General features: G+C 75.2%; 16 protein-coding genes and 1 pseudogene. 6 read left to right on the plus strand and 11 right to left on the minus strand.

The window, feature by feature from the left end:
- Positions 1 to 20: 20 nt before the first annotated feature.
- Positions 21 to 1,100 (plus strand): annotated as a pseudogene (locus QSK52_RS39755) (IS630 family transposase).
- Between the two features lie 65 nt (positions 1,101 to 1,165).
- Here QSK52_RS39755 and QSK52_RS35280 read toward each other — a convergent pair.
- On the minus strand, positions 1,166 to 2,299 hold the full coding sequence (locus QSK52_RS35280) for a hypothetical protein (protein WP_285740339.1): 1,134 nt from the start codon (positions 2,297 to 2,299) through the stop codon (positions 1,166 to 1,168).
- Positions 2,300 to 2,742: 443 nt separating this feature from the next.
- On the opposite strand from QSK52_RS35280, the gene QSK52_RS35285 reads away from it, so the two are divergent.
- Positions 2,743 to 4,527, plus strand: coding sequence for a family 43 glycosylhydrolase (locus QSK52_RS35285; protein WP_285740340.1), 1,785 nt, complete (start codon positions 2,743 to 2,745; stop codon positions 4,525 to 4,527).
- Positions 4,528 to 4,595: 68 nt separating this feature from the next.
- Positions 4,596 to 5,837, plus strand: coding sequence for a benzoate/H(+) symporter BenE family transporter (locus tag QSK52_RS35290; RefSeq protein WP_285740341.1), 1,242 nt, complete (start codon positions 4,596 to 4,598; stop codon positions 5,835 to 5,837).
- A gap of 66 nt (positions 5,838 to 5,903) precedes the next feature.
- Here QSK52_RS35290 and QSK52_RS35295 read toward each other — a convergent pair whose 3' ends face one another.
- Positions 5,904 to 6,512 (minus strand): ester cyclase, encoded by a 609-nt coding sequence (locus QSK52_RS35295; RefSeq protein ID WP_285740342.1) that lies wholly within the window; start codon positions 6,510 to 6,512, stop codon positions 5,904 to 5,906.
- A 341-nt stretch (positions 6,513 to 6,853) separates the two neighbouring features.
- On the opposite strand from QSK52_RS35295, the gene QSK52_RS35300 reads away from it, so the two are divergent.
- The gene (locus QSK52_RS35300) at positions 6,854 to 7,315 is read left to right on the plus strand and encodes a DUF6325 family protein (protein WP_285740343.1); all 462 of its coding nucleotides are present in this window, start codon (positions 6,854 to 6,856) and stop codon (positions 7,313 to 7,315) included.
- A 49-nt stretch (positions 7,316 to 7,364) separates the two neighbouring features.
- On the plus strand, positions 7,365 to 7,652 hold the full coding sequence (locus QSK52_RS35305; RefSeq protein WP_285740344.1) for an SHOCT domain-containing protein: 288 nt from the start codon (positions 7,365 to 7,367) through the stop codon (positions 7,650 to 7,652).
- A gap of 109 nt (positions 7,653 to 7,761) precedes the next feature.
- Here QSK52_RS35305 and QSK52_RS35310 read toward each other — a convergent pair whose 3' ends face one another.
- The 9 genes from QSK52_RS35310 to QSK52_RS35350 all read right to left on the minus strand — a co-directional run bounded on the left by QSK52_RS35310 (position 7,762) and on the right by QSK52_RS35350 (position 18,847).
- Positions 7,762 to 8,973, minus strand: coding sequence for a type III PLP-dependent enzyme (locus tag QSK52_RS35310; RefSeq protein WP_285740345.1), 1,212 nt, complete (start codon positions 8,971 to 8,973; stop codon positions 7,762 to 7,764).
- Positions 8,970 to 10,703, minus strand: a complete 1,734-nt coding sequence (locus QSK52_RS35315) for an IucA/IucC family protein (protein WP_285740346.1) — start codon at positions 10,701 to 10,703, stop codon at positions 8,970 to 8,972. Before QSK52_RS35315 ends, QSK52_RS35310 begins: the two co-directional genes overlap by 4 nt.
- Positions 10,700 to 11,908 carry an MFS transporter gene (locus QSK52_RS35320; protein WP_285740347.1) on the minus strand — a complete coding sequence of 403 codons (1,209 nt, stop codon included), beginning with the start codon at positions 11,906 to 11,908 and terminating at the stop codon, positions 10,700 to 10,702. Before QSK52_RS35320 ends, QSK52_RS35315 begins: the two co-directional genes overlap by 4 nt.
- The gene (locus tag QSK52_RS35325) at positions 11,905 to 13,575 is read right to left on the minus strand and encodes an IucA/IucC family protein (RefSeq protein WP_285740348.1); all 1,671 of its coding nucleotides are present in this window, start codon (positions 13,573 to 13,575) and stop codon (positions 11,905 to 11,907) included. Before QSK52_RS35325 ends, QSK52_RS35320 begins: the two co-directional genes overlap by 4 nt.
- A 50-nt stretch (positions 13,576 to 13,625) precedes the next feature.
- Complete coding sequence (locus tag QSK52_RS35330) at positions 13,626 to 14,822, minus strand: ATP-grasp domain-containing protein (protein WP_285740349.1); 1,197 nt, start codon at positions 14,820 to 14,822, stop codon at positions 13,626 to 13,628.
- Positions 14,823 to 14,858: 36 nt separating this feature from the next.
- Complete coding sequence (locus QSK52_RS35335; protein ID WP_285740350.1) at positions 14,859 to 15,854, minus strand: ABC transporter substrate-binding protein; 996 nt, start codon at positions 15,852 to 15,854, stop codon at positions 14,859 to 14,861.
- Positions 15,855 to 15,939: 85 nt separating this feature from the next.
- Complete coding sequence (locus QSK52_RS35340; RefSeq protein WP_285740351.1) at positions 15,940 to 16,770, minus strand: ABC transporter ATP-binding protein; 831 nt, start codon at positions 16,768 to 16,770, stop codon at positions 15,940 to 15,942.
- Complete coding sequence (locus tag QSK52_RS35345; RefSeq protein WP_285740352.1) at positions 16,767 to 17,840, minus strand: FecCD family ABC transporter permease; 1,074 nt, start codon at positions 17,838 to 17,840, stop codon at positions 16,767 to 16,769. The genes QSK52_RS35340 and QSK52_RS35345 overlap by 4 nt, the downstream gene beginning before the upstream one ends.
- Complete coding sequence (locus tag QSK52_RS35350; protein ID WP_285740353.1) at positions 17,837 to 18,847, minus strand: FecCD family ABC transporter permease; 1,011 nt, start codon at positions 18,845 to 18,847, stop codon at positions 17,837 to 17,839. Before QSK52_RS35350 ends, QSK52_RS35345 begins: the two co-directional genes overlap by 4 nt.
- Positions 18,848 to 18,959: 112 nt before the next feature.
- Here QSK52_RS35350 and QSK52_RS35355 point away from each other — a divergent pair, with 112 nt between their 5' ends.
- Positions 18,960 to 19,685: a (2Fe-2S)-binding protein gene (locus QSK52_RS35355; RefSeq protein WP_285740354.1), complete on the plus strand. Its 726-nt coding sequence runs from the start codon at positions 18,960 to 18,962 to the stop codon at positions 19,683 to 19,685.
- The last annotated feature ends 135 nt before the right edge of the window (positions 19,686 to 19,820 follow it).

Here is a 19,820-nt window from a genome sequence, read left to right on the forward strand (position 1 = left end):
GGTGGCCGTACCGATGATGTGTGAGATATGCGGATGGTGGCGGGCTGACCGCCGCGGGACGGCTGCGCCGGGAGTCGGTGCGGGTGCAGGCGGCCGCGTTGTTCGAGCAGGAGGTGAAGCCGGCGGAGGTGGCCAGGCGTCTGCGGGTGAGCTTGAAGTCGGCTCACCAGTGGCATCAGTTGTGGCGTGAGGGCGGGGTCGAGGCACTTGCGTCACGCGGCCCGGGCGGGTCCCGGTGCCGCCCGTCCCCGCGCTGCCTGGCCAAGCTCGCCGCGCATCTGGAGCAGGGGTCGACCGCGCGCGGCTGGGTGGAGGACCGGGTGTGGACGGCGGCGAGGGTGGCGACGCTGATCGGGCGGAAGTTCCACGTCACGTACAGCGTCTCCGGGGCGACGCGGCTGATGCACCGGCTCGGTTTCAGCCCGCAGGTCCCCGCGCGCCGGGTGGCCGAGCGCGACGAGCAGGCCGTCATCGCGTGGAAGGAGGTGACCTGGGAGGAGGTAGAAGGGCTCGGGCGGCCTGCGGGGCTACGTCTGCTTCGAGGACGAGGCAGGCTTCACCCGCCGGCCGCCCCGAGGACGCACCTGGGGCCGGCGCGGCCGCACGCCGGTCGTGACCGTCAGCGGCCGCCGCTCGGGACGCCTGTCAGTGGCCGGGCTGATCGCGATGCGGCCCGGCTCCCGCACCCGGCTGTGCCACCGCCTGCGTGCACCCACCCCGCGGCCAAGGGCGTGCGCCGCAGCATGGGCGAACGCGACTTCATCGCCCTGGTCGACGGCGCCCACCAACTCGTCAAGGCGTCGATCGTGCTGGTCCGGGACCGCCTGAACACCCACGTCTCCCACGCCATGCGCGAGTTGGTCGCCGAGCGCGCCTGGCTGACGGTGTTCCTGCTGCCCGCCCACTCACCCGACCTCAGCCCCGTCGAGTGGGTCCGGGCACACGTCAAGCACAGTCTCGCCAACCTCGCCGTCATGGCCCTCGACCGCCTCGAAGCCCTCGTCCGCCACCGGCTCAAACGCCTGCAGTACCGACCCGACACCCTCGACGGCTTCATAGCCGGTACCGGCCTGGCCCTCGACACCCCAACATCACCTTGACAAGCCGAAGTCAGTACTGCCCCACCGCCCGGAGCGGCACCGAGGAGCCTGTTCCCGGTGCGCCGTCACCCTCCGGCGGTCAGTGCCGTCCGGGCTACTGCTGCGCCGTGGTGGTCCGGGCCGAAGTGCGTCTGCCAGTCGGCGAGGACGGCGGTGAGCGTGTCGCTGCCGCTGCCCCGGCGGAGTTCGGCGGTGCCGAGGAGGGTGCGCAGTTCGAGGGCCCGGTGGTGGGCGGGGGCGAGGTGGGGGAGGGCGGTACGGGCCCGCCGCTCCGCTCCGGCGAGTTCGTTGCGGGCCAGCAGGACGGCGGCCTCGGCGTGAGCGAGGGCGGTGCGGTCGTGCACGGGCAGCACCTGCACCCCGCCGGTGAGCGTCCTGGCCGCGGCCACCGCATCGGCGGCCTCCGCGACCCGACCCCGTGCGAGCAGCGCGCGGGACAGGTTGACCTGCAGCACCACGGCGAACCGGCCCCGGCCGGCCACGGTGCGTAGGCCCTTCCGGAGCAGGGGCTCGGCCTCCTCGGGGCGCCCGCGCAGCACCAGGCCGAGGGCCCGGTTGTTGTCCACCGCGACCGGGACGAGGAGGCCCGCCGGGCCGGACAGCCGGGCGGCCCGGGCGCGGAGCTCCACCGCCTGCTCGTCCACCTCCGCGAAGCGGCCCAGGAACACCAACTGCGCGAGCCGGTCGCTGCGCAGCTTGCAGGAGTGCGTCCCACCGCCGGGCAGGTCGAGGGCGTGCCCGGCGGCCTCCGCGAACAGCTCGGCGGCCTCCCGGTGCCGCCCCGACGAGCCGACCGCGATCGCCAGCCACTGGCGGGTCTCCCAGGTGCCGTGTCCCGCGGCGAGCACCCGCCGGGCCTCCTGCTCGGCCTCCGCCGCCCGTCCGCCGAGCTCCAGCACCACGGCGAGTTCGCCGCGCAGCGTGCCGTCCGACGCGCTGTCGGGTGCCACCACCGCGAGCGCGGACCGGAGTTCGGCCTCCGCACCGTCGAGCTTCCCCGCCGCGCGCAGTGCCCCGGCCACCAGTGTGCGGGCGCGGGCGGTCGCCTCCGCGCCCGGCCCGAACACCGCGGTGCAGTGCTCGACGGCCCTGCGGGCCTCCCGTCCGGCCCGCCAGGGCGCCGGGCCCGCGGCGACCAACTCGGCCTGCCGGAGGGCGTTCTCCGCCCGGGCCCGCCTGCGTCCGCTGAACAGGCCCATGGGCGGCCTTCCTTCCGTTCGGGTGGCCGTGATCGTAGCGTCCACGGACGACGGACCGTCGGGCGGACGTCCCACGGGCGCAGGAACCGGGCCGGAACCTCCGGCGACCCGACGGGGACCGGCCCCGCAGCTCCGTGACGACGTGCGGCGGTCCGTCGACCGGGCGAGGCGCCGCGCCGCCGACCCGGATGCGGAGCGTCTGCCTCCCCTTCGGGCGGAACTCTGGCTGGTCCTGTACATGCTGAGGGAGACTCGGGTCAGGCGCGGCGCGTTCAACTGCACTGCGGGTCCACCCTTCCGCATGCCCGCAGCCAGGAATGTTAGCGCTAACAGCGCCTTCCGCTGGTTGCCGTCGCCGCCACCCGTTCATCCCCCCTATCCGACAAGGGACCCACACAGTGACATCCACACTCCAGCGGTGGTCGCAACGCTTCCTCGCCGTGATGACCAGCCTTCTCTGCGCGGTGGCGTTCCTCCCGGCCGCGGCCCGGGCGGACAACCCGATCGTCCAGCACGTCTACACCGCCGACCCGGCGCCGCTGGTCTACAACGGCCGGGTCTACCTGTACACCGGGCACGACGAGGACAACTCGACGACCTTCACGATGCGCGACTGGCGGGTGTGGTCCTCGTCGGACATGGTGAACTGGACCGATCACGGCTCGCCGATGAGCCTGGCGACCTTCAGCTGGGCCGGTTCGGACGCCTGGGCGGGCCAGGCCGTCCACCGCAACGGCAAGTTCTACTGGTACGTGCCGGTGCGCATGACCAACGGGTCGCAGGCCATCGGCGTCGGGGTCTCGGACAGCCCCACCGGGCCGTTCCACGACGCGCTCGGCCACCCGCTGATCCAGAACGCCGAGATCGACCCCACCGTCTTCGTCGACGACGACGGGCAGGCCTACCTGTACTACGGGAACCCGCGGCTGTGGTACGTGCGGCTCAACGCCGACATGATCTCGTACTCCGGCAGCCCGACGCAGGTACCGCTGACCACCGCGGGGTTCGGCACCCGCACGGGAGACGCGAACCGGCCGACCCTGTACGAGGAGGGCCCGTGGTTCTACAAGCGCAACGGCCTGTACTACATGGTGTTCGCGGCGAAGTGCTGCTCCGAGTTCATCGCCTACTCCACCTCGCCCGGCCCGACCGGGCCGTGGACCTACCGCGGCACCATCATGCCCACGCAGGGCAGTAGCTTCACCAACCACGTCGGCATCGTCGACTTCAACGGCGGCTCGTACTTCTTCTACCACAACGGCGCCCTGCCGGGCGGCGGTGGCTACACCCGGTCGGTCGCGGTGGAGAAGTTCGCCTACAACGCCGACGGCACCATCCCGACCATCACCATGACGACGGCCGGGGTGCCGCAGGTCGGCACGCTCGACCCCTACGTCCGTCAGGAGGCCGAGACCATCGCGTGGGGCAGCGGCATCGAGACCGAACCCTCCAGCGAGGGCGGGACGGACGTCGGCTGGATCGAGAACGGCGACTACACCAAGGTCAAGGGCGCGGCCTTCGGCACCGGTGCCACCTCGTTCACCGCCAGGGTGGCCTCGGGCGCCGGCGGCGGCCGGATCGAGTTGCACCTGGACGGCGTCACCGGGCCGACGGTCGGGACCTGCACCGTGCCGGGCACCGGGGGCTGGCAGACCTGGAGCACGGTCTCGTGCCCCGTCACCGGTGCGACCGGGACCCACGACCTGTACCTGCGGTTCGTCGGCGGCAGCGGGTACCTGTTCAACCTGGACTGGTGGCAGTTCGCCTCCGGCCGGTCCGCCTTCTCGTCGACCGCGGTCGCCCAGCACAGCGGGTACTGCCTGGACGACCCCGACCTGAGCACCGCCGACGGCACGCAGTACCGGCAGTACACCTGCGGCGCCGGTGACGGGCAGCAGTTCGACTTCCGCCCGGTGCAGGGGGCGGCGGACACCTACTCCGTGGTGAACCGCCACAGCGGCAAGTGCCTCGACGTCGCCGGCGCCTCCACCGCGGACGGGGCGGTGGTCGAGCAGTGGACCTGCCACGGCGGCACGAACCAGCAGTTCACGCTGCGGCAGGCCGCCGCCGCCGACTACCAGCTCGTCGCGGTGCACAGCGGCAAGTGCGTGGACGTCAGCGGGATCTCCACCGCCGTCGGAGCACTCGTCCACCAGTGGACCTGTGACCCGGCCAGTGCCCTGACCACCAAGAAGAACCAGGTCTGGCGCCTGAGCGGCAAGAGCTGAACCGGCGGGGCGGGGCGGCCGGAACGGGAGCGCACCACGGCGGTCCGGTGGGACGGGATACTGCTGCAATGTCAGACCATCGGACCGTCGCTCCGGTCGGGCTCGCCCCGGCCCAGCCCCCCGCCCCGCTGCCGGACCGGCCCTCGCTGCGGCGGGACGTCTCGCTGCCCGCCCTGCTGGCAGGGCTGGTGTGCATCGCCGTCTCCTTCTCCGGCCCGCTGGTCGTCGTGCTCGCCGCGGCCGCCGCCGGGCACCTGGACCGGGCGCACACCTCCTCCTGGATCTGGGCGGTGTCGATCGGCAGCGGACTGAGCTGCCTGCTGCTCAGCTGGTGGACCCGCACCCCCGTGATCGCCGCCTGGTCGACCCCCGGCGCGGCGCTGCTGGTCGGCAGCCTCGGCGCGTACCCCTACCCGGAGGCGGTCGGGGCGTTCCTGCTCAGCGCGGTGGCCGTCGCGCTGTTCGGCGCCACCGGCCTGTTCGGGCGGCTGATCAGGGCGATTCCGGTCGGCATCGTCAACGCCATGCTGGCCGGCATCCTGTTCACGTTCGGCGCGGGGATCTTCGCCGAACTGCACGCCGCCCCCGTCCTGGTGCTGGGCAGCTTCACCGTCTTCCTGCTGGCCAAGCGCCTCGTGCCGCGCTACGCCGTCCCGCTGGCGCTGCTCGCGGGCGCGCTGCTGGCCGCGGCCACCGTCGGACTCCCGCTGCACCTCGGCTCCGGCGGCCCCACCCGTCCCGTCTGGACCACCCCCGCGTTCTCCTGGTCCGCCGCCGTGGGCCTGGCGCTGCCGCTGACCATCGTCGCGCTGGCCTCGCAGAACGCCCCCGGCCTCGGCGTCATGCGGGCCTCCGGCTACCAGCCCGACGACCGGCTGCTGGTCGGCGCGACGGGCGGCCTGTCGGTGCTGCTCGCCCCGTTCGGCTCGCCCGGCGTCAACCTGGCGGCGATCACCGCCGCGATCTGCACCAGCCCCGAGAGCCACCCCGACCCCCGCCGGCGGTACGTGGCCGGGATGGCCACCGGGGTGCTCTACCTGCTGGTCGGCAGCTTCGGCGGGGTCCTGGTCAGCCTGTTCACCGGCCTGCCGCACGCCCTGATCGCGGTGATCGCCGGCGTCGCCCTGCTGGCCTCCTTCCAGGGCAGCCTGGCCGCCGCGGTCGCGGAGGAGCGGGGCCGGGACGGTGCGGTGGTCACCTTCCTGGCCACCGCCTCCGGCATGACCCTGTTCGGCATCGGCGCCCCGTTCTGGGGCCTCCTGCTGGGCCTGGGCACCCACGCCGTCCTGACGTACCGTCACCGGGGCTGATCCGTAAGGACACTGACGCCATCCCGCCCGCCCCGCTCCCACCGCGCGGGTGCGGGGAGGGGCGGATCAGCCGCCGACGCCCAGCTGGGCCAGCAGGGTCTCGTTGTCCTCGACGTGCCAGTCCTCGACGATCCGGTCGGTGCCGACGTGCTGGATGTCGATGGCGTTGAACTCGACGTCCTGGCCCCGGCCCCGGACGCCGTGGAAGGTCCCGGTGAAGTGCCCGCGGAAGACCAGCCGGGCGGTGATCTCGTCGCCGGTGACCAGCAGGTCGGAGAGCTCGCAGGTCAGGTCCGGCACCGCGGCGCGGAAGTTCGCCGAGGCGGAGAGCGGTCCGGCGGGGCCCTGCGGACGGCCCGCGGGCAGGGTGTTGTCCCTGAACTGCGGGCTGACGGCGGCGTCCAGGTACTTCTGCTCCCCGGTGTTCCAGAAGGTGTACAACTGCTGGGCCAGGTGCACCTCCTGGGCGGCCCGCCGCTCGCCGATCGAGCGGTCGACGGTGACCGCTCCGGGCAGGACCAGGCCGGGGGAGCGGTCGACCAGGCGCTGCGGCCAGGCGTGCGCGGCCGACGGGCGGCCGACGTCGTGGGCGCGGGCGGCGGCAGCGGTGCCGCCGCCCAGGCAGGCCACCGCGGCGACGAGGGCGGCGGTGCGGGCGAGAGCGTGCGAACGCATGGGAGTCCTTCCTCCGTGGAACGTCGGGACCGGCCGCCCGCCACTCGCGCGGCAGCCGCACTCCGACCCTCTCGCCGACCCCGGCCATGAGTCCAAGGCTTGCTTTCTACCCGAGCGATAAGAACCGCTCATGGCAACGGCGACGCCCCGGAGACCGGGAACCCGGCCACCACGGGCGGCACCGGACCCTCCACCCGCCCGCGCGGGCGGAGGGTCCGCCCGCCGGGCGGGGGGCGGACGCGCGCGTTAGCGTGGGACCGGACCGAGACCGCGGCACCGCCCGGGTCTCGGCCCCGGTCGCGCTACCGGCGGCCGGACGGCGTCTTCCTCCTGGAGCTGACGTGAACGACCGCCCGCACGACGTGGAAGAACTCGGCCCGATCGACTACCTGGTGATCTCCTTCCCGGGCAGTCGGCTCACCGGCGAGGGCCTCCCGCTGCTCATCGACCTGGTCGACCGCGGGATCATCCGCGTCCTGGACCTCACCTTCCTGCGCAAGGACGCCGACGGAACGGTCGGCGTCCTCCAGATCGCCGACCTGACGGGCGACGGCCGCCTCGACCTCGCCGTCTTCGAGGGCGCGTCCTCCGGCCTGCTCGGCGACACCGACCTCGCCGAGGCCGGTGCGCTCCTGGAGCCGGGCGACAGCGCCGCCGTCCTGCTCTACGAGAACCGGTGGGCAGCGCCCCTGGCCACTGCCCTGCGCCGGGCCGACGCCCGCATGATCGCGGGCGGGCGCATCCCGGTGCAGGACCTCGTCGAGGTCCTCGACGCGATCGAGTCACCCGGTTCGTCGAGCTGACCCCGGGGCCCGCCCGGCCCCGCCGTCCCACCCCCACAGGAGGAAGCACATGCCCGGACTTCTCCGCGGAGTGGCCCGTACCGCCGTCGTCGCCGGGACCGCCACCGCCGTCTCGAACAGGGTCTCCCGGCGCCAAGCCGGCCGCTGGGCCCAGCAGGACACCCGGTACGTGCAGGTGCCCGACCCGGCCCCGCCCGCCCCCGCCCCTGCCGCGCCCGCTCCGTCGAGCATGGACCAGAAGCTGGAGCAGCTCCGGCAACTGGCGGAGCTCAAGGAGCAGGGCGTCCTCACCGACGACGAACTGGCCGCCCAGAAGGCACGGATCCTCGCCGGCTGAGACCGCGCCGCCCCGCCGCCGCGCGCGGACCGCTCCTGCGTCCGGGGCGGTCGGCGGAGGTGAACGGCACCGACGCCCCCGGCCCGCGGGCCGGGGGCGTCGAGGCGGGTCAGGGGGCGGCCGCCGAAGGGCCGGAGCCCTCGTCGGGGAGGTAGTGGAAGGCCGGGCGGGGGTGCATCAGGAACTCGTGGTGCGAGATGTTCCACGCGTAGGCGCCGGCCATCGCGAACAGCAGGCGGTCGCCGGCCCGCAGGGCCGCCACGGGGGTGCGGGAGGCCAGCACGTCCTTGGGGGTGCACAGCTGGCCGGAGACGGTGACGGGGGCGTCGGTGACGCCGGGGCGCGGCCAGGGGTGCGGCCAGGGGTCGACGGGCAGGACGGTGAAGGGCTGCGAGTGCCCGCGGGTGGCGGGGGTGCGCAGGTGGTGGGTGCCGCCGCGGACGACGGCGAAGTCCTCGCCGTGGCTGCGCTTCACGTCCAGGACCTCGGTGGCGTACCAGCCGCAGTGCGCGGTCAGGGCGCGGCCCGGTTCGATGCGCAGCGTCAGGGACGGGTGGCGGCCGAGCAGTTCGGCCAGGCCCCGGCCGAAGGCGGGCCAGTCGAAGCGGGCGTCGGGGTCGTCGTAGTCGACGGCCATGCCGCCGCCGACGTTCACCTCCTCCAGGGCCAGGCCGTGCCGGGCGGCGAGGGCCGCCGACCAGTCGACGACCCGTTGGGCGACGCGCAGGTGCTCGGCGGCGGACAGGCCGCTGGCCAGGTGGGCGTGGACGCCGCGCAGCCGCAGGCGGGCGGCGCCGGGGGAGGCGAGCAGGGCCAGGCACCGCTCGACCCGTTCCGGGTCCAGACCGAACGGGGTGGGGCGGCCGCCCATCGCCAGCGCGACCCCCGCCAGGTCGCCGTCGCCGACCGGCAGGTTGACCCGCAGCAGCACGTCCACCGGGCGGTCGGCGGCCGCGGCCGCCGCGGCGAGCAGGTGCAGTTCGCGCTCGCTCTCCACGTGCCAGCGGTGGACGGCGGGCAGCCGGAGCGCTGCGGCGATCTCCTCCGGGGACTTGCCCGGGCCGCCGAACGCCAGCGGCGCGTCCGGCACGGTGGCGTGCACGTGGGTCAACTCGCCGCCGGAGGAGACCTCGTAGCCGTCCACCAGCCCGTGCAGCGCGGCCAGTACCGGCCCCTCCGGGTTGGCCTTGGCCGCGTAGTACAGCTCGACCCGCTCGGGCAGCGCGGCCCGGACCTCGCGGACGTGCGCCCGCAGCGCCGCCAGGTCGTAGAGGTAGGCCGGGAGTTCGGTCAGGGCGGCGGCCGTCGTCGGGACGTTCACGCGCACTCCTTCGCAGAGACGGGGGCGGGGGCGGCGCCGGCCGGGATCGACAGCGGCGAGGCCAGCGGGACGTACCCGGCCTCGCGGTCCGGGCGGCGGCTCCACCGGGTGAGCAGGTTGGCCTTGGCGGGCAGCGGGACCCCGGCCAGCAGCGCGGCCAGCCGGGGCGGGCAGCCGTGCGCGGCGGCGTACTGCGCCAGCACGGCCCGGACCTCCTCCCAGAGGGTGGCCTCCAGGTCGGGGTGCCGGTCGGCGAGGGCGGCCAGCAGCTCGGCGAGGTGGTTGACCACCAGGCAGTACACGACGCGGTCCCAGCCGCGCTGCGCGTCGTACGTCATCGGCCCGGCGGTGTCGCCGGGGAGCGCGGCGAGCGCGGCGGCGTGGTGCTCGGGCAGCAGCTTGGTGCCCTCCAGGTCGCGGAACAGCACCTGGGCGGGGCGGCCCTCGCCGTCCACGCAGACCAGCACGTTCTGCAGGTGCGGTTCCAGGACGACGCCGTGGTCGAAGTACGCGGCCAGCACCGGCGGGACGACCAGCCGCAGGTAGGCGGCCCACCAGGCGCGGGCCCCCGCGGCGTCCCGCCCGGCGGGCAGCGCGCCGACGTGGGCCGAGCTGGTCGGGTACTCGTCGGCGACCGCCCCGGCCAGCAGCGGGGTCAGGCCGGGGCGGACGACCCCGTCCAGCCCCTCGCGCACGATCAACCCGAACCCCTCGTACAGCGCGAGGTCCGGCGCGCCGTCCGGGCCGGGCAGCGCCAGCGTGCGGAACGCGGGCTCGCGCAGCACCGCGCTGCCGGGGAAGCGGCGGGCCAGGTCGGCGAGGGGTTCGGCGAGCAGCCGGGTCAGGGTGACGGCCCCGGTCAGCTCGTACGCGGAGTTCTTGCGCAGGCAGTTGGTGATCCGCACGTTCAGGCTGAACTTCAGGAACGCGCCCCCGCCGTACAGGGTGCGCACCGAGGCGGTGGCCGCGTACGGGGCGCCGCCCTCGCCGAGGTCGAGCACGTCGCCGCGGGCCAGCGCGGCGGTGAACAGCGGGTGGTCGGCGAGCAGCCGGTACTGCCAGGGGTGGGCGGGCAGCAGGGTGTAGCCCTCCGGCACCGGGCGCAGCGCGTCCAGGCGGGCGAGCGCGGCCGGGTCGGCGGTGTCCTGCGCGACGTACTCGGTGCGCACGGCGAGGTGCCGCAGGCGGAACGCGGCCCGGGCCTCGGGGGCGTAGTCGGACCAGGAACCGCTCGGCGCGGACCGGGACTTGGGCGCGGGGTGGAAGCGGTGGCCGAAGAGCAGCGCCTGCTCCGACTCCAGGTACCGGTCGCCGCCGGGGGCCGGGCGCCCGGCGAGGGCGGTGGCCACCACCCGGTGGCTGGAGGCGACCTGGTCGAGGAACTCCTCGTTGGCGACGCCGGTGCGCAGGGTCAGCTCGGCGCGGACGTGCCCGGCCAGCTCGCGCCAGCCCAACTCCCGCCAGCCGCCCGGCACCTGCTCGCTGACCGGGCCGGTGAAGCGGTGCGCGCCCAGCAGCGAGGTGCGGCGCAGCGCGACGCGCAGCAGCACCCCGCGCCGGGGCAGCCGCAGCAGCAGGGCGCCGTCGGTGACGGCGGTCTGGTGCTCGGGCCCGGAGACCTCGCGCAGCAGGCAGTTGAGCAGGGTGTGGGCGACGGCGTCGTCGGCGGAGGGCAGGGCGTCCGGGGCCGGGGCCGCGGCGGTCGGACGGCGGTCGGTCTGCGTGGTCATCGGGGGCTCCAGCGGGTCAGCAGGACGAGGACGGCGGCGAGCGCGGCCGCGGCGGTACCGGCGAGCACGGGGGCGGTCGGGCCGAAGGCGCCGTTGACCACGGCGGCCACCGCGCCCGCGGCGACCGCGCCGCCCTTGGAGACCAGCTCCAGGGTGCCGAACATCCGCCCCGGGGCCCGGCCTTCGGCGGCGGCCGCGGCCAGCACGGACAGGCAGACCAGCCCGAGCGTCAGACCGGCGCCCAGGACCGCCCGGGCGAGGACGAGGGCGGGCAGCGCGTGGGCGGCGCCGTGCCCGGCGAGGCCGAGGCCGACCAGGGCGAAGGAGGCCAGCAGGCCGGTGCGCGGCCGCTGGTGGAACAGGTGGTGCACCCGCCCGGCGGTGAGCAGGTACACCAGGTGCGGCAGGGCGAACAGCACGCCCGCCACGGTGCCGGAGACACCGGGCAGGCGCTGCTCGACCAGCGCGACCAGGTAGGGGAAGGAGACGACGGTGGCGAAGACGAACGCGAACTCGAAGGCGTACAGCAGCCGCAGCAGCCGCACCGGCGCCGGACCGGCGGGCTGCTCGGCCGCCCCGCCGCCCGCCGGGCGCGCGGGCTCGGGCTCGGGCAGGAAGGCCAGCAGGACGGCCGCCGCCAGCGGCAGCACGGCCATCAGCAGGTACTGCCGGTGCGGCGGGAGCCACGGCGAGAGCGCACCGACCAGGACCGGCGCGGCGACCAGCGAGGCCCGCGCGCTGCCCTGCATCAGGGTGAGCGCCCGGGACAGGTCGGAGCCGCGCAGCGCCGCCCCGAGGTAGCCGTTGGTGGCGGCGAAGGTGCCGCCGAGGAAGCCCTGCAGGACGAGCGCGGCGGTGAAGGCGGGCAGCGAGTCGGCGGCGCCCGCCAGCAGGAAGGAGACGGTGAGCCCGAGTTGGGCGCGCAGCAGCAGCCGCTTGCGGCCGAACCGGTCCGCCAGCCGCCCCCACAGCGGCGCGCCGAGGGCGCTGAACACGGTCGGCACGACGTACAGCAGCCCGGCCCAGTGCCCCTCGCGGTCGCCCAGCGCGGGCAGGATCTCGGTCAGGTACGGCGGCAGGCCGAGCGCCGCGAACGAGGCGACGAAGTAGCAGGCGGCCACGCCGTGCACCTGGCGGCGGTTCAGGCCGCCGCCGTCGGGCCGCGCGGCGGCGCGGGCGCCGCGTTCCAGTGCGCCGGTGCTCACGGCCGCCCCGCGGCGAGCAGGTAGTTGGGGCCGTCGGTGTAGTGCTTGTTGACGTCGACGGCGCCCGAGCGGTCCTTGGCCAGCAGGGTGCCCGCGGTGACCATGGCCTTGACCGGCAGCCGCCGGGCCTCCAGCAGGTCGGTGCGCAGCGGGTCGCCGGCCGCCCCGAGCCGGTCGACGGCCGCGGCGAGCGTCTCGCGCAGCAGGCCGAGGGTCCGCTCCAGCGGGGCGCGGCCGTGCTCGGCCAGGCCGAAGGCGAGCGAGGCGGTGCACAGGTGGCCGGTGATGGTGGTGAACAGGTCGGTCAGCGGCCGGTCCCGGTCGCCGAAGATCCGCGCGTCGTCGAACAGCCTTCGGTAGGGGGCGAGTTCGCCGAGCCGGGCGAGGTTGATCCGGGGGCCGTCGTTGTCCTTGTACAGCAGCCGCAGCCTGGTCCGGCCGCCGTCGGCGTCCAGCACCAGCGAGGTGTTCTGCTGGTGCGACTCCAGCGCGATGCCGTACCCGAACAGGGTGGTCTGCCAGTCCAGCAGCAGTTCCAGCAGCGCCCGGTACAGCTCCAGGACCGAGCCCGCGTAGAAGCGGTCCGCGAGGTGGTCGACCACCAGGCGGCCGCCGGGCGCGACGGCCAGCAGCGCCGCCAGCGGGACGGTCACCGCGCCGTCGAGCCCGGCGGGCTGGCGCCGGACCAGGACGGCGAGCAGCTCCTCCCCGGCGGCCTGCAGGTGGCTCTGCTCGTCGGCGTGCAGGACGCGCCCGGCGAACCGGGGCTCGCGCGCCAGCACGGCCTGGAGCAGCAGCTGCCCGGCGGCCCCGTCGGTGAGGGTGCCGGGTTTGATGGTGCGCCGGTTGCGCTGCCCCAGGGTGGCGGTGGCCAGCGGCAGCTTGAGGTGCACCGAAGGGTCCCGGACGACCGACACGGTGCGCATCGACAGGGTCGGCAGCACCTCCAGGTACGGCTCCTCGGCCAGCACCGCGCCGGGCAGGTCCGGGAGCAGGTCGGCGGTCAGCGGGTGCACCGGCAGGGCCAGGTAGGCGCCCTCCACCCCGAACCGGCGGGCGCTCGGCCACCACGGGGGGAGCGGCTCGGCTCCCCGCACGTCCAGCTCACCGGCCGGCACGGCCAGCCAGCGCAGCTCGAACGGGCGGTGGAACTCCGGTGCGTACGCCATGAGTTGACGCTCCGTCAGTCCTGAGCGGCCGCGGGCGGTGGGGTACACCGGGTGGTCGAGGTAGGCGGCGAGGGCGTCGAAGGCGAGCGAGGCGGCCGGGCCGGTCCAGTGCGCCGGGTCCGGGCCGTACGCCGCGGCGAGCCGCGCGTGCACCCCGTCGCGGACCTCCTCGTGCAGCTCCATGGTGGCCAGGGTCTGTCGGCACTCCTCGGCGAACGCCAGGTGCCCCGGCCGGTCCAGCGGATCGGCCGCCCCGGCCAACGCGGCCAGGATCGCCGGGAGTTCGGTCAGCTGGGCGCCGTCCGCCTCCAGCAGCGGCAGCCGGGCGGCGTACTCGCACTGGAAGCCCTCGGCCGCCACCGGCAGGGCGAAGGCGCCGCTGCGCAGCCACGGCCCGTCCGCGCGCCGCTCGACGCTCGCGCCGCTGCGCAGGCCGAGCACGTCCTCGCGCAGCAGCGCGCTCAGCACCCGCAGCGTCAACTGCTCGGCGGGGCGCACGGGACTCCCGGGGCGCACGTGACTTCCGGGGCTCACGGGGCTCACGGGGCTCACGGGGTGATCTCCCAGCGGTTGGCGGCGATGAACCCGGCGACGGCGGCGTCCACCCGGTGCTGGCTCGGGCCGACGGCCCAGACCACGCCCAGGTAGTCGCGGTTGGTGCGGTGCAGCTCGTGGCGCTCGCCGATCCGGCGCACCGGCCGGTAGGAGAGCGTCACGCCGTCGTGCTCGGCGTCGTACGGGCCGGGGGCGGCGGTCAGGGTGCCGGCCCGGTCGGCGAGGACCGCCTCGTTGCGGGCCCGCCGGTCGGTGCGCGCACCGAGGCCGGCGGGCAGCCGTTCGCCGAGGTGGGCGCGCAGCACCAGTTCGAAGAACGGCACGCCGAGGATGCGTTCCAGCATCAGGTCGCACTGGTCGCCGATGGCACGGTAGTTGACCTCGATGATCCGGGCCCGGCCGTCCGGCTGGACGACGAACTCGGTGTGGCAGGCGCCGAGCCCGACGCCGAGCGCGTCGAGCTGGGCGAGCACCTGCCCGGTGACGTCCGCCGGGTGGGCCGGGACGTAGGTCAGGACCTCCTCGACGAAGTCCGGCGGCGGGGAGAGCCGGGTGCGGAACCCGCCGAGGACGTGCCGGGCGTGCCCGTCGCCGAGGGTCTCCAGGGTGTGCAGCTCGCCCGCCAGGAACTCCTCGACGACCAGCACCGCCTCCGGCCGCCGCGCGCGGATCTCCGCGCAGCGGCGGGCGAGTTCGGCCGCGTCGCCGACCAGCGAGACGTCCTCGCTGGCCACGCCCTCGCGCGGCTTGACCACACACGGGAAGGGGACGTCCAGCTCCACCGGGTCGGCACCGGGCGGCAGTTCGGCGGAGCGGACGGCGTCCAGTCCGGTCAGCGCCAGGTGGCGGCGCAGCTGGCCCTTGTCCTTGGCGCGCAGCGCCGCCCGCCAGTCCTTGCCGGGCAGCCCGAAGTACTCGGCGGCCAGTGCGGTCTGCGTCTGCAGGTGGTCGCTGTTGCTGAACACCGCGTCCGGGGCGCCGAGTTGCGAGACGGTACTGATCACCGAGCGGAAGTCCCGGACGTCGCACTCGACCAGCCGCGGTCTGAACTCCCGTTCCGCGTAGGCCCGGTGATGGGCCGCGGTGTCGTCGGTCAGGACGGTGACGTCGAGTCCGAGCCGGGCCGCGGCGGGCAGGAAGCCGTCGGTCACCGAGTCGGTCGGGTTCAGGGCGAGCAGGTGGAGCCGCAAGGCGATCAGTCCCGTTCGGGTCGTGGGGGCGGGTGGTTACTTGGGCGCGTCGACGCCGGCGGCCGCGGCGATGTCACCGAGCATCCGGTCGGCGGCCTGGACGCCGATGCCGGACATCCAGGTCTCGTCCGGGACGGTGAAGACCTTGCCGTTCCTGACCGCGTTCAGGCCCTGCCAGACGGCGGTCTGCTGGACCTCGGCCTGCTTGGTCTTGGACGGGTCGTCGGAGGTGGTGACGAACACCAGGTCGGCGTCGGCCTGGTTGATCAGCTCCGGGCTGACCTCCAGCATCGACTTGTCGACGTCCGGCGCCTTGGTCGCGCGGGCCAGGCCGACGTCCTTGAGCACCACGCCGCTGAACGAGGCGTTCTGGTACAGCCGGGTCGGACCGGCCACGAAGCGGACCACCGAGACGGTCGGGGCGGTGCCGTTGTACTTGGCCCTGATCTCCTCGCCCAGCTTCGCGGCGCGGGCCTCGTAGTCGCTCAGCGCCGCGGCCGCCTCGCTCTCCTTGCCCAGCGCCTGCGCGTACAGCTTGAGGTTGCCCTTCCACGGCTCGCCGGTGGTCTCGGCCATCACGGTCGGGGCGATCGCGTTGAGCTTGTCGTACACCTTCTCGTGGCGGACCTTCGAGGTGAGGATCAGGTCCGGCTTGAGCGAGGCGATCAGTTCGAGGTTCGGCTCGTTCATCGGGCCGACGTCCTTGACGCCGCCGACCTTGTCCTTGAGGTACGCGGGGAAGCCGCCCTCGGTCTTCAGGTGCGGGGCGACCGCGCCGACGGGGGTGATGCCGAGCAGCGTGACGTCGTCCAGCTCGCCGGAGTCCAGCACCACGACGCGCTGCGGCCGGGCCTTGATCTCGGCGGTGCCCATCGCGTGCTTGACGCTGCGCGGGAAGGCCGCGGCGCTGTCACCGGCCGCCCGGCTCGCGGCGGGCTTGGTGTCACCGGTGCCCTCGCTGCCGCAGGCGGTCAGCAGGGTGGTGGAGAGGACGGCGGCGAGCAGGGCGACGGAGAGCTTGCGGTTGATCATGTTTCGGTCCTTGCGGGAGTGTTCTGCGGGCAGGGTCCATCGCCGGTGGAGCGCACGGGCGCCACCGGAAGTCAGGGGGGTGCGGTCAGCGGCGGGCCAGCGGGACGACCAGCGGGGTGCCGGTCTCGGGGTCGGGGACGATCCGGCAGGGCACCTGGAAGACCCGCTCGACCAGTTCGGCGGTGAGCACCTCGCCGGGCGGCCCGGCCGCGGCCAGCTCGCCGTCGTGCAGGACCACCAGGTGGTCGGCGTAGCGGGCGGCCTGGCCCAGGTCGTGCAGCACCATGACCACCGTCCGTCCGGCGTCCCGGTGCAGGTCGGTGACCAGGTCGAGGACGTCCAGCTGGTGGCGCAGGTCGAGGAAGGTGGTCGGCTCGTCCAGCAGCAGCAGGTCGGTGTCCTGGGCCAGGGCGAGCGCGATCCAGGCGCGCTGCCGCTGGCCGCCGGAGAGCTGGTCGACCGGGCGGTCGCGCAGCGCGTCGGTGCCGGTGCGGCGCAGCGCCTCCTCCACCGCGGCCTGGTCGGCGGCCGACCACGGGGTGAGCATCCGCTGGTGCGGGTAGCGGCCGAGCCGGACCAGCGCCTCGACGGTGACCGCCTCCGGGGTGACCGGCTGCTGCGGCAGCAGGCCCATCCGGCGGGCCAGCGCCCGGGCGGGCATCCGGTGGATGTCGGCGCCGTCCAGGGTGACGGCCCCGGCCGCCGGGGCCAGCAGCCGGACCAGGCCGCGCAGCAGGGTGGACTTGCCGCAGGCGTTCGGCCCGACGATCGCGGTGACGGCGCCGCCGGGCAGCTCCAGGTCCAGGCCCCGGACGACCGTGCGGTCGCCGTAGCGCAGGTGGAGGCCGTGCGCGGCCAGCCGGTCGGCGGGAAGGGCGGCGTCGGAGGTGTCGGGGGCGTCGGTGGTCGTGGTCATCGGGAACTCCTCTGCGGCAGTCGGCCCTGGCGGATCATCAGCACCAGCAGCCACGGGGCGCCGAGCGTCGCGGTGACGGCGCCGACCGGCAGGCCGTGCACCGGCAGGACGTGCAGGACGAGGTGGTCGGCGGCGGTCAGCAACAGCGCGCCGGTCAGTGCGGTCAGGGCCAGCGTCGCCGGGGTCGGCGGGCCCGCCAGCAGCCGCACCAGGTGCGGTACGGCGAGGGCCACGAACCCGACCGGCCCGGCCAGTGCGGCGGCCAGCGAGGCCAGCACCACGGCGAGCAGCAGCAGGCCCAGCCGGGTGCGGTGCGGGTCGAGGCCCAGGCCGCCGGCCGAGTCGTCGCCCAGGTCGAGCACCGCGACCCGGCGGTCGGCCAGGAAGACGGCGGCGGTCACGGCGGCGACCGCCCCGCCCGCGCCCCACAGCTCGGGCCAGGTGCGGCCGTACAGCGAACCGGTGGTCCACTGCAGGGCCTGCCCGGCCAGCTCGGCGGGGAAGCGGACGATCATCAGGTTGACGGCCGCCGCCAGGCCCGCCTGCACGGCCAGCCCCACCAGCACCAGCCGGGTCACCGCCATCCGCGAGCGCCAGGCGAACGCGCCCAGCAGCGCGGCCGCCAGCAGCCCGCCGCCGAGCGCCGCCAGCGGGGTCAGCGCCTGCGAGGCGCCGGTGGCCAGCAGCAGCACCGCGCCGAACGAGGCGCCGCCGGTCACGCCGATCACGTCCGGCGAGGCCAGCGGGTTGCGCAGCAGCCGCTGCAGCAGCGAACCCGCCACCGCCAGACCGGCGCCCGCGACCAGCGCCGACAGCACCCGCGGCGCCCGGAACTCCCGCACCACCAGGACGTCGCCCGCCGGGCCGGACCCGAACAGCGCGCCCAGCGCGTCCGGCAGCGGGATCGACACCTGGCCGGTGGAGAGCGCCACCCCGGTCATCAGCACCAGCAGGACGGCGGCCGCCGCGATCAGCGCCAGGGTCCGCCGCCGGGCCCGGGCCAGCCGGCCCGGCCCGGCCACGGCCCCGGCGGCGCCGGGACGGGCGGGGGTCAGGGTGTGAGGGCTCATCGCGCCGCCCTCCGGGCCAGCACCGCGAGCAGCGGCGCGCCGAGGAACGCGGTGACGATCCCGACCTCGATCTCGGAGGGCCGCACCACCAGTCGGCCCAGCACGTCGGCCAACAGCAGCAGGACCGGACCGGCGACCAGGCAGCCGGGCACCAGCAGCCGGTGGTCGTTGCCCAGCAGCGGGCGCACCAGGTGCGGCGCGGCCAAACCGACGAACGCCACCGGACCGGCCACCGCCACCGAACCGGCCGCCAGCAGCACCACCGCCAGACCGCCCGCCACCCGGATCCGCGCCACCGGCACGCCGAGCGCCTGCGCGGTCTCGTCGCCGAGCGCCAGCGCGTTCAGCGCGGGGGTGATCGCCAGCGCCAGCACCACCCCGACCAGCAGCAGCGGCAGCACCTGGTACAGCCCGTCCAGGCTGCGGCCGCCGATCGAACCGGCCAGCCAGAACCGGGCCTCGTCCAGGGTCCGCCGGTTGGCCAGCATCAGCGCCGACGTCCAGGACGCCAGGACCGCCGACAGCACGGTGCCGCCGAGGGCCAGGCGCACCGGGTCCAGGTCGCCCGAGCGGCGCGCCGTGCCGTACACCAGCAGGGCGGCACCGGCCGCTCCGGCGACGGCGAACCAGACGAACTGCAGCGGGTGGGACAGGCCCAGCGCGAAGATCGCGGTCACCACGGCGAACCCCGCCCCGGCGTTGATGCCCAGGGTGGTCGGCGAGGCCAGCGGATTGCGCGTCACGCCCTGGGCGACCGCCCCGGCCGCGCCGAGCGCCGCGCCCACGGCGATCCCGATGACGGTCCGCGGCACCCGCAGGCCGACCACCACGTCGGCGTCGGCGCCGTGCACCGTGCCCGACAGGGCGTCAATCACCGTGGGGAGCGGGATCGATCGCGATCCGAGGGCGAGGCTGAGGGCCGCGCACAGCGCGAGCGTCCCGAGGCCGGCGGCGAGCAGCAGGGTCTGCCGCGCCGCCGCGGACCTGGGCACCGGGGCCGTGGACACGGACGGTTCGGTTCTGAGCACAGGAGGAGATTTTGGTTAGGCTAACCTAAATAAGTCAAGTGCCGGTGGGTCGCGGGCCGTGCCCCGGGCCTCCCGCCCGAAGGGAACCGCCATGCTCGACCTGCCCGCCCGGCCCGCACCCGCGACCGGACTGCTCCACCTGACGTACCGTCAACTCGCCGACACCTGCCCGGCACTGACGTTCCGGCTGGTGGACGGGGCTCCGGAGGACGGCCGGGACTGGGTGCCCGCCGACCGGCTGGCGTCCGCCGTCGAGCGGCTGGTCGAGGGCGAGGCCGCCCGCATCCGGGCCCGCCACGGCAGCGCGCCGCGCCCGCACGTGGCCGCCTCCCGGCTGCTGCACCACTGCCTGTGGACCGGCTCCCTGCTGATCAGCGGCGTCTGGTACCTGGAGCGCCGCGTCCCGCACCTGACCGCCGACCGCCTCTGGATCGACGCCGCCACCGGCGAGTTCGCGCTCCGCCCCGGTGACGGGGCCCCCGGCGACGGGGCCGTGCTGCGCGACGCGGTGGCCGCCCACGTCGGCCCCGTCCTCGCGGCCTTCCAGCCGCTCGTCCGCCGCGGCCCCCGCGCGCTGTGGGGGATGGCCACCGACGACCTGCTCTCCGGTATCTGGTACCTCGGCCGGATGCTCGGCCAGGAGGACCGCGCCGTCGCCACCGCCACCGCGCTGCTGCCCGCCGGGGCCCGGCCGTGGACCGGCCCCGCGAACTTCCGCCGCGAGCAGGGCGGTTGGACCCGCACCCGGCAGGGCTGCTGCCTCTACTACGCCGTCGACCCGGCCAACCCCTGCGCCACCTGCCCGCGCCGCGCCTGAGGCCCGCCCCTGAGAAAGTGTGGGGTAATTGATCAACTGCGTGGCGTGATCGCTGGGGGTGGTCGTCGCGGTCGAGATGTCCGCGATGATCGCCGCCATGTGTGTCTGCGCGTGCAAGCCGTCCTACGAGTCGTC

Origin of the sequence: Kitasatospora phosalacinea (assembly GCF_030268885.1) — a bacterium.
Classification (GTDB): domain Bacteria; phylum Actinomycetota; class Actinomycetes; order Streptomycetales; family Streptomycetaceae; genus Kitasatospora; species Kitasatospora phosalacinea_C.